This window comes from Isoalcanivorax indicus, from assembly GCF_003259185.1.
In the GTDB taxonomy this organism is placed as follows: Bacteria; Pseudomonadota; Gammaproteobacteria; order Pseudomonadales; family Alcanivoracaceae; genus Isoalcanivorax; species Isoalcanivorax indicus.
On sequence record NZ_QGMP01000001.1, the window covers coordinates 909,174 to 922,116 of the forward strand.

The window sequence follows — 12,943 nt, forward strand, 5'->3', positions numbered from 1 at the left end:
GTCGCGGTCAGCGGTCCTGGCTGGCCTGGCCTGCGCGGATCAGCAGCATCGCGGTGATAAACAACCCGACCAGTGCCAGCACGCGGAAGATGGCCAGCACCCCCATCGGTGGCGGATAGAACAGCTGTATCACAAAGCCGCAAAAATAAAACATCAGCACGAAACACATCCAGGTGAGCAGGCGCGGACTGCCCTGAATGGCTGCATGGGTAAAGATGAGCAGAGGACCGTACAGGATCAGGGTCATGAACAGTTTGGCGATGAGGGGCGTATCCGGCGGTGCCAGCCACCAGAGACCACCAATACCGGTGAGCAGCAGCAGGGCAAAGAAAAGGCGGTTCAGATTCAGGATCACATCATGCTCCGGGATGGCGTGCTGACAGCGCGCTGGCCAATCGGCCCAGGCGTTCGCCCAGGGCGCGGGCCAGGCGGCGTTCATGGTCGTCGGGCGCGGTCACATTGTCGGTGCCGGCCATGTGGCTGGCGCCGTAGGGCGTGCCGCCAGCGCGGGTATCCAGCAGGGATTTTTCGCTGTAGGGGATGCCGGTAATCAGCATGCCGTGATGCAGCAACGGCAACATCATCGACAGCAAGGTGCTTTCCTGGCCACCGTGCAGGCTGCTGGTGGAGGTAAAGACTCCCGCAGGCTTGCCGATCAGGCTGCCCTGCATCCACTGCTCACTGCTCTGGTCGATGAAATATTTCAGCGGGGCGGCCATATTGCCGAAACGCGTGGGCGAGCCCAATGCCAGGGCGCTGCAATCCGCCAGTTCTTCAAGCGTGCAATAGGGGGCGCCTTCATCAGGCACCGCCGGGGCGGTGGCCTCAGTGACGGTGGAGACCGGTGCCACGGTGCGCAAGCGTGCGGCCATACCGGTTTTCTCCACACCCCAGGCAATTTCGCGCGCCAGTTGGGCAATGCTGCCGGTGCGGCTGTAGTACAGCACCAGCACATAGGGAGGACTCATGACATCAGATCCAGCACGTTTTCCGGCGGTCGGCCGAGCACGGCGCGCTGGCCATGCACGACGATGGGTCGCTCGATCAGCTTCGGGTAACGCACCATGGCATTGAGCACGGTGTCCGCCGGGCTGTCCGGGCTCAGTCCGGCTTCGCGGTATTCGGCCTCGCCCTTGCGCAGCAGTTCATGGGGGTGCGCCATGCCCAGCTGTTTGACAAGACGCTTCAGGGTGGCGGCATCCGGCGGCGTTTGCAGATACAGTATCACCTGAGGGCTGATGCCCTGTTCTTCAAGCAACGCCAGGGTCTGGCGGGATTTGGAGCAGCGTGGATTATGGTAGATGCGGTAATCGGCCATGATCTCTCTGTGCGTGATGTCGAGTAAGCGGACATTCTAGTCCGCTGGAAGGATGTATGTCATGAACGACGATGCAATGCCCCGCTGGCGAGCGGAACTCAAGCGATTGCAGGTGCGTACCGAGGGTCTGGTGACCTTCGTGCGCTTGCTGGCGCACCAGTTCCGCAAGGATGGCCTGCCGCAAAGTGCCGCCGCGCTGACCTACACCACACTGTTTGCCATCGTGCCGGTGCTGACCGTGACCTATTCGATCCTGGCGGCCATTCCTGCCCTGCGCGAGCGCGGTGAGTTTATCCAGAGCTGGGCGCTGGATTATTTCGTGCCCGATGCGGGTGTGCAGGTGCAGGAGTACCTGGGCGAGTTTACCCGACAGGCCGCCAACCTGACCGTGATCGGTGCGGTATTTCTGTTCGTGACCTCGGTGCTGCTGTTGCGCACCATCGAGAACGCCATGAACCGTATCTGGATGGTCACCCAGCCGCGCCGTGGCGTGACCAGCCTGTTGATGTACTGGGCGGTGCTGACGCTGGGCCCGCTGCTGCTGGGCGCTGGTCTGGGGATCAGTTCCTATGTCACCTCCATGACACTGGTGACCGACACCGTGGCCTGGTTTGGCGGGGCGCGCCTCTGGCTGGTGATTCTGCCGGTGTTTCTGACCACGGTGATGCTGACCCTGTTGTATGTGGTGGTACCGAATTGTCATGTGCCGTTGCGGCAGGGGCTGCTGGGCGGTTTCGTCGCGGCGATCCTGTTCGAGCTGGCCAAGAGTGGCTTTGCCCTGTTCATCCGTTTTGCGCCGAGCTACGAGGTGGTGTACGGCGCCTTTGCCGCCGTGCCGTTGTTCCTGCTCTGGGTGTACGTATCCTGGGTGATCGTGCTGGCCGGGGCCGAGCTGGTGCGCACCCAGACGGTGTACTCGGAGTACCGGCGCGACGTGCCGCGTTTGCAGGCGCTGCTGCGTGTGCTGGAAGTGCTCTGGCACAAGCAGCAGCGTGGCCGCGTATTGCGACCGGCGATCCTGCGTCGCACGCTGCAGGCGGCCGGGGCCACGCGCTGGGATGAGTTTCGCAATCTGCTGATTGATCTGGGGCTGGTGCGGCGTACCGACGAGGGCGGTTATGTGCTGACCCGCGATCTGCGCACCCTGACGGTGGCCGAACTGATTGACCTGACGCCCTGGCCTGCGGTGGCGCAGTTGCGCACCAGCGGTGAGCATACGCGGCCCTGGGAGGCGGCCTTGACTGAGCGCTGCGCGGCGGCGCGTGAGGGCATGCAGGCGCCGCTGTCGTTGTCGCTGGAAGCCTTGTTCACCAGTGCAACACAGGGGGATGCGTCCTCGGATACGACCCCGGTGACGGCGGTGAAGGGGAAAGCCCATGCGTGAGGCCACGCCGAAAGCCCTGCATGTTCGGGTGCAAGGCCGGGTGCAGGGCGTGTTCTATCGCGCCAGCACACAACAGCAGGCGCAACGGCTGGGCCTGCGCGGCTGGGTGCGGAACTGCGATGACGGTAGTGTGGAGGCCGTCCTGTGTGGCGATGACGCCGCCCTGGAGGCCATGTTGGCATGGATGGCGCAAGGACCAGACAAGGCGCGGGTGGATGCGCTGGATAAAACACCGGCCGAGGTGCCGGATAACAACGATTTCGAGGTTCGACAGTGAAACAGGTGGAACTGGTCAACGGGGATCTGCGCTTTCCGGCGCTGATGGCGGGGGACGGCGAGCCGGTGATTCTGTTGCACGGCTTTCCGGACAGTTTTCGCAACTGGCGGCATCAGGTGCAGGCATTGGCCGATGCCGGGTATCTGGCCGTGGCGCCTGCACTGCGCGGTTATGCGCCGGGCTGCCAGCCGCGCAACGGTGACTATTCCCTGCGCGCGGCGGTGGAGGATGTCTGCGCCTTTGCCAGCCAGCTCGGCGGCTGCGCGCACCTGGTGGGCCATGACTGGGGTGCTGTGGTGGGCTATCTGGCGGCCGCCCGGTCACCGGAGCAGTTCAGCTCGCTGACGACGCTGGCCATTCCGCCGTTGAAGCGTTTACCCGCTGCCGTATTGAAGGTGCCTGAGCAACTGCTGCTCAGCGCCTACATGGAATTCTTCCAGTTGCCGCTGGTGCCGGAATGGACCCTGCGCCGCAACGACCTGGCCGGGGTCGAATGGCTCTGGCGGCGCTGGTCGCCGGACTGGGAGCCGGGCGAGTACCTGATCGAAGCCCAGACCGTGCTCAGCGAACCGGGCGTGATGCGTGCCGCCCTGAACTGGTACCGGCACCTGCCACGGGTCTGGAGCAGCGCCCACCGCGAGGCACGTCGCTGGATGGCGCGCCCGATCGACGTGCCTGCCATGGTCATGGTGGGGCGCAAGGACGGCTGCATGAGCCCGCGCCTGCTGGACCACACCATCCACCAGCGCGACTTCCCGGCAGGCCTCCGTGTGGAGCAGGTGTCCGGTGCCGGGCACTTCCTGCATCTGGAGCGCCCGCAGCGCATCAACGACCTGCTGCTCCAGCATCTGGCCGCCAGCCCCAGCGCCTGCGCGGTCTGAGTGGTAACGGGATGTCGGCGGGCGCTTCTCTGCTATAATGCGCGCCCCCGAGAACCCGAGTCTGGAGTACCCCATGACGGTGATCCGCCAGGACGACGTGATCCAGAGCGTCGCTGATGCCCTGCAGTACATCTCTTACTACCATCCCGCTGACTTCATCCAGGCCGTGCACGAGGCCTATGAGCGTGAAGAGAACCCGGCGGCGAAAGACGCCATGGCGCAGATTCTGGTGAATTCCCGCATGTCGGCCACCGGCCACCGGCCGATCTGCCAGGACACCGGCATCGTGACCGTGTTCTGCAAGGTGGGCATGCAGGTGACCTTTGAGGGCGACCTGAGCCTCACCGACATGATCAACGAAGGTGTGCGCCGGGCCTACAACCACCCGGACAATGTGCTGCGTGCGTCGGTGCTGGCCGACCCGGATGGCAAGCGGGCCAACACCAAAGACAACACCCCGGCGGTGATCCATTACGACATCGTGCCGGGCAATACGGTGGACATCCAGGTGGCGGCCAAGGGCGGCGGCAGCGAGGCCAAATCCAAGTTCGCCATGCTCAATCCGTCCGACTCGATTGTCGACTGGGTGCTGGAGCAGGTGCCGAAGATGGGCGCGGGTTGGTGCCCACCGGGCATGCTCGGTATCGGGATCGGCGGCACCGCCGAGAAGGCCATGGTGCTGGCGAAAGAATCCCTGATGGACCCGATCGACATCCACGAACTGAAAGCCCGTGGCCCGCAGAACCGTGCCGAGGAACTGCGCCTGGAGCTGTTCGAGAAGGTCAACGCGCTGGGCATCGGCGCGCAGGGTCTGGGCGGCCTGACCACGGTGCTGGATGTGAAGGTGGTGGATTACCCGACCCATGCCGCCAACAAGCCCGTGGCGATCATTCCCAACTGTGCGGCGACCCGCCATGCGCACTTCGTGCTGGATGGCAGTGGCCCGGCCGACCTGAAGGCGCCGGACATCAATCTCTGGCCGGACATCGCCTGGGGCGACGGCGGCCAGTCGAAGCGCGTCAATCTGGACACCATCACCCCGGAAGAGGTGCAGACCTGGAAATCCGGCGACACGCTGCTGTTGTCGGGCAAGTTGCTGACCGGGCGCGATGCGGCGCACAAGCGCATGGTGGACATGCTGGCCAAGGGCGACACGCTGCCGGTGGACTTCACCAACCGCTTTATCTACTACGTGGGCCCGGTGGACCCGGTGGGCGATGAGGTGGTGGGCCCGGCCGGCCCGACCACGGCGACGCGCATGGACAAGTTCACCCGTACCATGCTCGAGCAGACCGGCCTGATCGGCATGGTCGGCAAGGCCGAGCGCGGGCAGACGGCCATTGACGCGATTCGCGACAACAAGGCGGTATATCTGATGGCGGTGGGCGGCGCTGCCTACCTGGTATCGAAGGCGATCCGTGCCTCACGTGTGGTGGCGTTCGAAGATCTGGGCATGGAAGCGATCTACGAATTTGAAGTGGAAGACATGCCTGTGACGGTTGCCGTGGACAGTGACGGCACTTCCGTGCACCGTACGGGTCCGAAGATCTGGCAGGCGAAAATCGGCAAGATTCCGGTGGCCGAGGAAGCCTGACCCCGGTAGCGGGTGTCAGGTCGGCTCGCCCCTGCCAGATCTGACACTCTTGTTTCCTGACGGTCTGACATCAGCTTATGCGCCAGCGTACTTGTTATCCCGCCCTTCTGCGTCGTGCTGCGTTGTCCTGCATGGCGCTGCTTGGCCTGGCGGGTTGTGCCAGCCTGCCGTTTGACGCGCCGGGGGTGTCCACTGCTGTGGCGCCGGAGCGGGTGGCCGGTCTGCGTTACGCGCAGATGGAAGAACTGGGCGCGCTGCGTGGCGCCTGTGCCCATCTTCAGGACATGCGCAAGCAGGGGCGGCGGGTGCGCCAGCAAGAGCTGGACGAGCAGCTGTTGCCCGCCTGTGAACGCCAGATTCAAGCGGCGCAGGACAGGCTGGCACGCCAGCGGCAGGAAGCCGAAGAACAGGCCATTGCCGAGATGATGGCGCGTGAATGGGCCTGGGTGCAGGAACAGGCGGCCCTGCGCCGCAGCCGCGAGGCAGAATGGCGCGAGGCGGAGCGCCAGCGGCAGGAGGCGGAGTTGCTGCGGGCGCAACTGGCGGTGGCGGAGCAGGCGCAGGCCGAGCGCCGTGCCGCCCTGGCACAGCGCATCATGAGCACCCAGGTACAGCAAGCGCTGGCGGACTATGAAGACAAGCCCATTGCCCACAGCATGGGTCAGCCCTCCGCGACCACCCTGAAGACCTTTCTGGCCTGCATCGAGCTGGCTTATCCCAACAAGGGCTATCGGGTCTCCCAGTCCGGTCGCACCCTGACGGTCATTGCACGCCAGGCGCAACTGCCGCGCGGCGATCTGCCTATCGAGGCACGCTTTGTGGAAAATGCCAACTACTGGCGCATGACCTATCTGATGGTCGCCGATATCGAGGCGCGCTCGGACGCAGATCGTTTTGTGCTGTCGCAGAATCTGGTGGCAGAGGCCTGCCCGCAGGAAGGCGGGCTGTTCTGATACGGGTCAGTGCCGGCGCAAGTCGACCTTGCCGAACGTGCGTCGCCGCTGTGCGGCGTTGACCAGTGCCGAGAACAGGCGCCGGTGGGCCGGGTGGTAAAGCAGATACTCCGGATGCCACTGCACTCCCACCTGCCACTGTCCCGGCCCGGTCGTTTCAATCGCCTGAACAAAATTGTCCGCATCGCGGGCGGCCACACGCAGGCGCGTGCCCAGTGCGTGGATGGCCTGGCTATGCAGTCGATTGGCGCCCAGGCGATCACGGCGCAGGATGCGTGACAGGCGCGAGCGTGGTGTCAGGCGTACGCGCTGCATGGCCGTGATCAACCGCCGTGGCCGGGTATGGCGCCGCATCGGAGTAATGTTCTGATGCAGGTTGCCGCCGCGATGCACATTCAGCAGCTGGGCGCCGCGGCAGATGCCCAGGACCGGCAAGCTGCGTTCCCGGGCTTCGTCCAGTAGCGCCATTTCCACGCGGTCACGCTCAGGGTTGAAGCGCGCCTCGATCTGCGGCAACTGCTGGTAGTGGCGCGGATGAATATGATCGCCGCCGGCGATGACCAGACCGTCGATGGGGCGCGGCGGAGTTTCCTGGCCGGGGCACAGATAACAGGTGCGTGCCCCGCTGGCGCGCAATGCCAGCCGGATCAGGTGGATGTCGAACAGATACCGGCGTGGGCCGGCGACAGCGATCAGGATCCGGTCGGAGGATTCAGCCATGAGGCGGTTTCCTGTTCCCAGCGAGTGACCAGTTTGGCCAGGCGGCCCTCGTGATGCGAGCGCCAGCCGTCCGCCATGGCGGCCAGACGTTCGCGGTCGGCGGCGAGGTCATCCACCCTGACCCAGTCGTTCCAGACATGGCTGAAAGACCAGCCCGGGTTATCGATATCGCAATCGGGCAAACGGTAATGCAACGTGGGGCGCGGCTTGATACGTGGATCGTCCACCACCTGCCGCACCCGGTCTTCATCCAGATGGGCAAACAGCGGCATCATGTCCAGCGCCCGGTTGCGGGTCGGATTGTGTTTCAGGTAATCGTCGATCAACTGGTCGAGGTCCGGCTGGTAATCTGCCGCGTTGATCAGGCGCACGTATTCGTCCGGCCAGGGGCCGATATAGGTGGTGAACTTGCGGCTGATATCCAGTTGCTGACGCGTCTTGAGCCAGTCGTAGCAGAGAGAGAAGGCGCGCAGGTAGCCGAGCAGGGTGTCGGCCTCGAGATTCGGCAGCTCCGGGTTGAGTTGCAGGCCGAACGCATAATGCAGTGCGTGGCGGCTGCCCTTGGCGCCGCGTTCACGCAGGCGATTGCACAGGGCTTCGATCTCCGGCAGGGCATCCAGGGCCAGCGGCGGCCCGACGATTTCCAGGGGCACGACACGTTCAGCGGCCGCGTCCACCAGATCAAGCGCTACATTGGCGACATCACTGAGCATGTCCGGGAGTTCGCCGGTATCGAATTCCAGATCCTTGATCGGGTCGGAGTCCAGTTCTACCTTGAACGGGCCTTGTTCGGCATCGACGACATGCACATAGCGGCTTTCTTCACGGGCATCGGCGTTGAAAAAATCACTGACATGACCGACCAGCTCATCGAAGGTCATGCCGGACAGTTCGATCTCGACGCCAACGCGTCGTGTCTTGCCGTCGGCAGTTTGTGTGCGGGCCGGGGTCAACAGCGGGGTCGACGTAGAGGCTCTGGACAAGTGCGATACTCCTTCGTCGCGATTTCGCATCAAAGCATCACGCTAGCAGAGCCTCGCCGTGGTCACCAGTGAAAGGATGTGAAATCAGTACTCGTGCTCGCGGATCACCTCAAGGAAGGCGTCACCGAAACGTTCCAGTTTCGTCTCGCCGACCCCGGTCACACTGAGCATTTCATTTTCTTTCAGCGGCCGACGCTCCACCATTTCCAGCAGGGTTCGATCGTTGAAAATCACATAGGGTGGCACGCCATGTTCGTCGGCCAGTTCGCGGCGCAGGCGGCGCAGGGCTTCCCACAGCGGTTTGTCGTCGTCGGGCAGGGCGACCTGCGGGCGACCACGGGGACGTTTTTCGGTGACGTCACGCACATCCCGGCGCAAGGCAATGGTCGCTTCGCCGCGCAGGATCGGGCGGCATTCGTCGGTCAGGTGCAGCGCCCCGAAACCGTCCACATCCACGCGCAGCAGGCCGCGTGCTACCAGTTGCCGGAAGATGCTGCGCCAGGTGCCGTTGTCGAGGTCTGCGCCGATGCCATAAGTGGACAGGTGCTGATGACCGAACTGACGGATCTTTTCGGTATCGCCGCCGCGTAACACATCAATCAGATGATTGACGCCGAAGCGCTGGCCGGTGCGATACACGCAGGACATGGCCTTGCGCACCGGGTCGCTGGCATCCCAGGTGGTGGGCGGGTTCAGGCAGGCATCGCAGTTGCCGCAGTGCTCGGTGGAATCTTCACCGAAATATTTCAGCAGGGCATGGCGCCGGCAGCTGGTGATTTCGCACAGGCCGAGCATGGCATCAAGTTTGTGCCGCTCGCTGCGCTTGTGTTCTTCCGAGCCGCTGGACCCCTCCAGCATTTGCCGAAGCTTGATGACATCCTCGATGCCGTAGGCCAACCAGGCGGTGGCGGGTTCGCCGTCGCGGCCTGCGCGGCCGGTTTCCTGGTAATAGCCTTCCACGCTCTTGGGCAGATCAAGGTGCGCCACGAAGCGCACATCCGGTTTGTCGATGCCCATGCCAAAGGCAATGGTGGCGACCATGATGATGCCGTCTTCGCGCAAGAACCGTTGCTGGTGCCGACGGCGCGTATCGGCGGGCAGGCCGGCATGGTAGGGCAGGGCATTGAAGCCTTGCTGTTGCAGCCAGGCCGCGGTGGCATCGACCTTGTTGCGTGACAGGCAGTAGACGATCCCGGCATCGCCGGGATGCTCCTCGCGCAGAAAGCGCAGCAGCTGCTGGCGTGCGTTCTGCTTCTGGGTAATCCGGTACTGGATATTGGGGCGATCAAAGCTGCTGACAAAATGCTGTGCCTGGGCAAGCCCGAGACGGTCAGCAATCTCGCGCCGGGTGCGCGGGTCTGCGGTGGCAGTCAGCGCGATGCGCGGCACCTGCGGAAACTGTTCGCGCAACAGCCCCAGTTGCAAATAGTCGGCGCGGAAATCGTGGCCCCACTGGGACACACAGTGGGCCTCGTCAATGGCGAACAGCGCGATCGGACAGCGATGCAGCAGATCAAGGGTGCGTGCCTGGGTAAGCCGTTCCGGGGCCACGTAGAGCAGGTCGATGGTGCCGTCCAGCAGCGCCTGTTCCGTGGCCGCGACCTCGGCACCGGAGAGGGTCGAATTGAGGAAGCCGGCCCGGACACCCAGCTCATGCAGGGCATCGACCTGATCCTGCATCAGGGCGATCAGGGGGGAAATCACGATACCCGCGCCAGGACGCAACAGGGCGGGTAACTGATAGCACAGGGATTTGCCGCCGCCGGTGGGCATCAGTACCAGCGCGTCGTCGCCGGCCACCAGGGCATCGATGACGGCCTGCTGGTGGCCCCGGAAGCTGTGATAGCCGAAGACGCGTTCGAGTACAGCCAGTGGCGTGTCTGAGAGCGGCGTGCTTGTGAGTCGCGTGTCTGTCATGGGGCGCAAGTATACAGCCTTGGCTGCGGCTTGCCTGTAGGAGATGCGCCGGCTGCCATGTCAGCCGGCGCTTACACCGGCGCCGAAGTTGCGGGAGACGGGCGTCAGCGCTGGAGGCGGTGACTGATCAGGAAGCTGCTGAGGTGGTTGCCGACAAGCGGGTAGAGCGGCGGGGTGATCTGTTGCCCGAAGCGCACCAGCATGCGCTGGATCAGCGCGCGGATCATGGCGATGGCGCCATCCAGCGGCTTGCTGATGACAACGTTGAAGTTCAGCAGGTTCTTGGGCTCTGTTGCCAGCGGCACCATCAGTTCCTCGACAATGCGGTTGAGCAGGGCAATGCCCTCGTCGAGATTCGTCGCGGTGCCGTGCTGCAGGGTCAGGATGATCTCTTCACCCCGGTGCGCCAGCGCTGGCGAGATCGGTAACTGCAACTGGTGGCTGTGCGCGGCGTCGGCCGGGGCCGGATGCACCAGGGCGTGAAAATGGCGAATCACCGGCGGCAGGCGGCGGCTGGCAATGCGGCCACCGGCCCAGCCGACGTAGTGGCGTGCCTTGTCTTTCACATCATCGGCAATGCGCCGGGCGTCCCGCAGGGCTTTCACGTCGTACTGTGTGCCGATGTCATCCAGCAGCGTGATCAGGGTGGTATCAATGATGTCGCAGTAGGCGTCCACCAGCAGATCAATGCCCTGCGCCTTGTCCTGATCCGTCAGCCGGCCATTGGCACGCAGCACCAGCGCATCCAGTTGTGCCGGGATGTGCGCGGCCAGCGGGGTGCGCACCGACGCGGTCATGGCGGCAGGGGGGAGGGTTTGGGGTGTCATATCAGCGCTCGTCTTGAGTTAATGCCTGGCCTTGAGCATGTGCTGCATGCTGCCGTCATTGCCGAACAGCTTCTGTTGCCATTCGGCTTCCAGTGCCCGGGTGTCATGTTTTGCGGGATGGAAATCCCGGCGGGCAAATAACGGCATCTTGCGCAGGATGCGGGTCACAAACCCGCGTCGTCCGAACAGGATGCCGGCGCCTCGTGCCAGATCACCCGGACGGCGCCAGGCGCGCTCCTTGATAATCAGATATCCCCAGCTGAAGGCGATTGCCGGAATCATGACAGTGGCCACCAGCGGGAACGCCAGGATACGTTCCCGGCGACGGTTACCGATCAGTTCATACACGTCGTAAGCGACGGATTTGTGTTCCAGTTCTTCCATGGCGTGCCAGAGCCACATTTGCAGCATGCGGGGTTCGGCACGGCTGCGAAAGCGGTCGTCGGTCAGCAACTGCTCGCCGAGCAGGGCCGTGAAGTGCTCCATAAAAGTGGTGCAAGCCAGTTGCTGACTGGGTGGCAGTTTTTCCAGCAGGCGCAGGGCCGTGGCCACGGCCAGTTCCGGGACCCGGGTGTTGATGCCCTGGGTTTGCAGCAGGTCATTCAGGCGCTCGTGTTCGCGGGCGTGGATCGCTTCCTGGCCGATAAAGCCGGCCACCTGGGCCTTCAGTACCGGGTCGGTAACCTGGTCACGGTAATGCCGCACCGACTCCACAAAAAAGCGTTCGCCGGGCGGGAAGAAGCCGGACAGCACGGCCAGAAACAGGGTCATGGTGGCGTTGTCATCGTAGACGTAGCGGGGCGCGTCATCGGGCAGCGCAAAGTGCACCGGGCGCGGGGGGATGCCGACGCTGGCGCCGCCCTTTGGCGGTTTTGGTGTGCTGGCGGATGTTCCGGTCATGTTACCTCCTCGCAAACCGTGACAGTCTGTGATGTCTGTGTTGATGCTTTTCTGATGGTACTTGTGTGGCAGAACGGCGGAAGGTTATCTTTCTCCATAAATCGGTCATTAGGGGCCGTCTATTAGGGGCCGTCTATTAAGGGACATGTGTTGAACGAACGCGCATCGGAACCCGCAGCAGGCGTACTGCTGGGCGAATATGCCGAGATGCTCTGTCAGTTCATGGGGCAGGCGCACCCCGTGTCGGCATTACTGGCGGGCACCGGCCTCAGTCGTGACCTGTTCAGCGAGCCGGGTTACCGCCTCAGCATGACCGCCACCCGGCGCCTGCTGCGCAATGCCCGGCAGCTGGACCCCGCCCCGGATCTGGGCATGCGGCTGGGTCAGCCACTGAATTTCGGCAGCCATGGTTTTCTGGGTTATGCGGCGATTTCCAGCAGCACACTGGGGCAGGCGTTTGAGCTGGCCGTGCGCTATATCCGTACCCGCGCCGGACTGTTCGATATCCAGATGCTGCAGGACGGCGACATGACCGTGGTGCGCTTTGATGCGCGCCATGCGCTGGATGATTTGCTGCCGCTGGTGTGTGATGCGCTGGTGACCTCGATACTGAGCATCGGCGAGCAGATGTTCCGGGTGATACCGGCGCACCGGGTGCACCTGCTGTTGCCTTACGGCGAAGCACCGCATCATCAGCGCTGGCGAGAGCACAGTGACTTTCAATTGCACTTCGGGCAGCTGCATTTGGGTGCCAGCGCGCTGGTGATCCGCTTCCCGGCGCAATGGCTGGCGGCGCCGCTGGATACGGCGGACCCGCAGCTGGCCATGCTCGCCGCCGCTCGCTGTGAGGAAGAGTTACGCCTGGCCGGTGGCGCAGATGACGTGATTATTCAGGTGCGGCAGCTCGCCCGCCGTTTTCTGCGAGAGGACAACGCGCAGCAGTGTGTGGCAGATGCCATGCATATCAGCGTGCGTACGTTGCGCCGTCATCTGGCGCGCGCCAATACCACCTACAAGGCGTTGTCTGATGTGCTGCGCCATGAGCTGGCGGTGGACCTTCTGCGCGACAGGACGCGCTCGATCGAGGATATTGCCAGCGAGTTGGGCTACAGCGATCCCTCCAATTTCGGCCGCGCTTTCCGGCGCTGGGCGGGTATGTCCCCGCGGCAGTTTCGTCAGCAGTAAGGCG

The 12,943-nt window shown here is 63.8% G+C and carries 14 protein-coding genes; 6 read left to right on the forward strand and 8 right to left on the reverse strand.

Annotation, left to right across the window (positions count from 1 at the left end; all coding sequences use genetic code 11):
* Positions 1-7: 7 nt before the first annotated feature.
* Genes DKW65_RS04225 through arsC form a run of 3 tightly spaced genes read right to left on the reverse strand, consistent with a single transcriptional unit; the run spans position 8 to position 1,318 of the window.
* The gene (locus DKW65_RS04225) at positions 8-355 is read right to left on the reverse strand and encodes a DUF2069 domain-containing protein (protein ID WP_111656089.1); all 348 of its coding nucleotides are present in this window, start codon (positions 353-355) and stop codon (positions 8-10) included.
* A gap of 1 nt (position 356) precedes the next feature.
* Positions 357-968: an NAD(P)H:quinone oxidoreductase gene (wrbA, locus tag DKW65_RS04230; RefSeq protein ID WP_111656090.1), complete on the reverse strand. Its 612-nt coding sequence runs from the start codon at positions 966-968 to the stop codon at positions 357-359.
* Positions 965-1,318, reverse strand: a complete 354-nt coding sequence (arsC, locus tag DKW65_RS04235; protein ID WP_111656091.1) for an arsenate reductase (glutaredoxin) — start codon at positions 1,316-1,318, stop codon at positions 965-967. Before arsC ends, wrbA begins: the two co-directional genes overlap by 4 nt.
* Positions 1,319-1,379: 61 nt before the next feature.
* Here arsC and DKW65_RS04240 point away from each other — a divergent pair, with 61 nt between their 5' ends.
* From DKW65_RS04240 to DKW65_RS04260, 5 genes are all read left to right on the forward strand, one after another.
* On the forward strand, positions 1,380-2,702 hold the full coding sequence (locus tag DKW65_RS04240; protein WP_111656092.1) for a YihY family inner membrane protein: 1,323 nt from the start codon (positions 1,380-1,382) through the stop codon (positions 2,700-2,702).
* Positions 2,695-2,979 (forward strand): acylphosphatase, encoded by a 285-nt coding sequence (locus DKW65_RS04245; RefSeq protein WP_111656093.1) that lies wholly within the window; start codon positions 2,695-2,697, stop codon positions 2,977-2,979. Before DKW65_RS04240 ends, DKW65_RS04245 begins: the two co-directional genes overlap by 8 nt.
* Positions 2,976-3,860, forward strand: a complete 885-nt coding sequence (locus DKW65_RS04250) for an alpha/beta fold hydrolase (RefSeq protein WP_111656094.1) — start codon at positions 2,976-2,978, stop codon at positions 3,858-3,860. Before DKW65_RS04245 ends, DKW65_RS04250 begins: the two co-directional genes overlap by 4 nt.
* Positions 3,861-3,933: 73 nt before the next feature.
* On the forward strand, positions 3,934-5,454 hold the full coding sequence (locus DKW65_RS04255; RefSeq protein ID WP_111656095.1) for a fumarate hydratase: 1,521 nt from the start codon (positions 3,934-3,936) through the stop codon (positions 5,452-5,454).
* Positions 5,455-5,531: 77 nt separating this feature from the next.
* The gene (locus DKW65_RS04260; RefSeq protein WP_111656096.1) at positions 5,532-6,407 is read left to right on the forward strand and encodes a hypothetical protein; all 876 of its coding nucleotides are present in this window, start codon (positions 5,532-5,534) and stop codon (positions 6,405-6,407) included.
* A 6-nt stretch (positions 6,408-6,413) separates the two neighbouring features.
* Here DKW65_RS04260 and DKW65_RS04265 read toward each other — a convergent pair whose 3' ends face one another.
* From DKW65_RS04265 to DKW65_RS04285, 5 genes are all read right to left on the reverse strand, one after another.
* The gene (locus DKW65_RS04265; protein WP_111656097.1) at positions 6,414-7,127 is read right to left on the reverse strand and encodes a gamma-glutamyl-gamma-aminobutyrate hydrolase family protein; all 714 of its coding nucleotides are present in this window, start codon (positions 7,125-7,127) and stop codon (positions 6,414-6,416) included.
* Complete coding sequence (locus DKW65_RS04270; protein WP_162925694.1) at positions 7,100-8,110, reverse strand: amidoligase family protein; 1,011 nt, start codon at positions 8,108-8,110, stop codon at positions 7,100-7,102. The genes DKW65_RS04265 and DKW65_RS04270 overlap by 28 nt, the downstream gene beginning before the upstream one ends.
* A gap of 84 nt (positions 8,111-8,194) precedes the next feature.
* Positions 8,195-10,027: a DNA helicase RecQ gene (recQ, locus tag DKW65_RS04275; protein WP_111656099.1), complete on the reverse strand. Its 1,833-nt coding sequence runs from the start codon at positions 10,025-10,027 to the stop codon at positions 8,195-8,197.
* 104 nt (positions 10,028-10,131) lie between these two features.
* Positions 10,132-10,854: a hypothetical protein gene (locus DKW65_RS04280; protein WP_162925695.1), complete on the reverse strand. Its 723-nt coding sequence runs from the start codon at positions 10,852-10,854 to the stop codon at positions 10,132-10,134.
* Between the two features lie 18 nt (positions 10,855-10,872).
* Positions 10,873-11,754 (reverse strand): metal-dependent hydrolase, encoded by an 882-nt coding sequence (locus DKW65_RS04285; RefSeq protein WP_111656101.1) that lies wholly within the window; start codon positions 11,752-11,754, stop codon positions 10,873-10,875.
* A gap of 150 nt (positions 11,755-11,904) precedes the next feature.
* Here DKW65_RS04285 and DKW65_RS04290 point away from each other — a divergent pair, with 150 nt between their 5' ends.
* A complete protein-coding gene (locus DKW65_RS04290) occupies positions 11,905-12,939 on the forward strand; it encodes an AraC family transcriptional regulator (RefSeq protein WP_111656102.1) in 1,035 nt (344 codons plus the stop codon).
* The last annotated feature ends 4 nt before the right edge of the window (positions 12,940-12,943 follow it).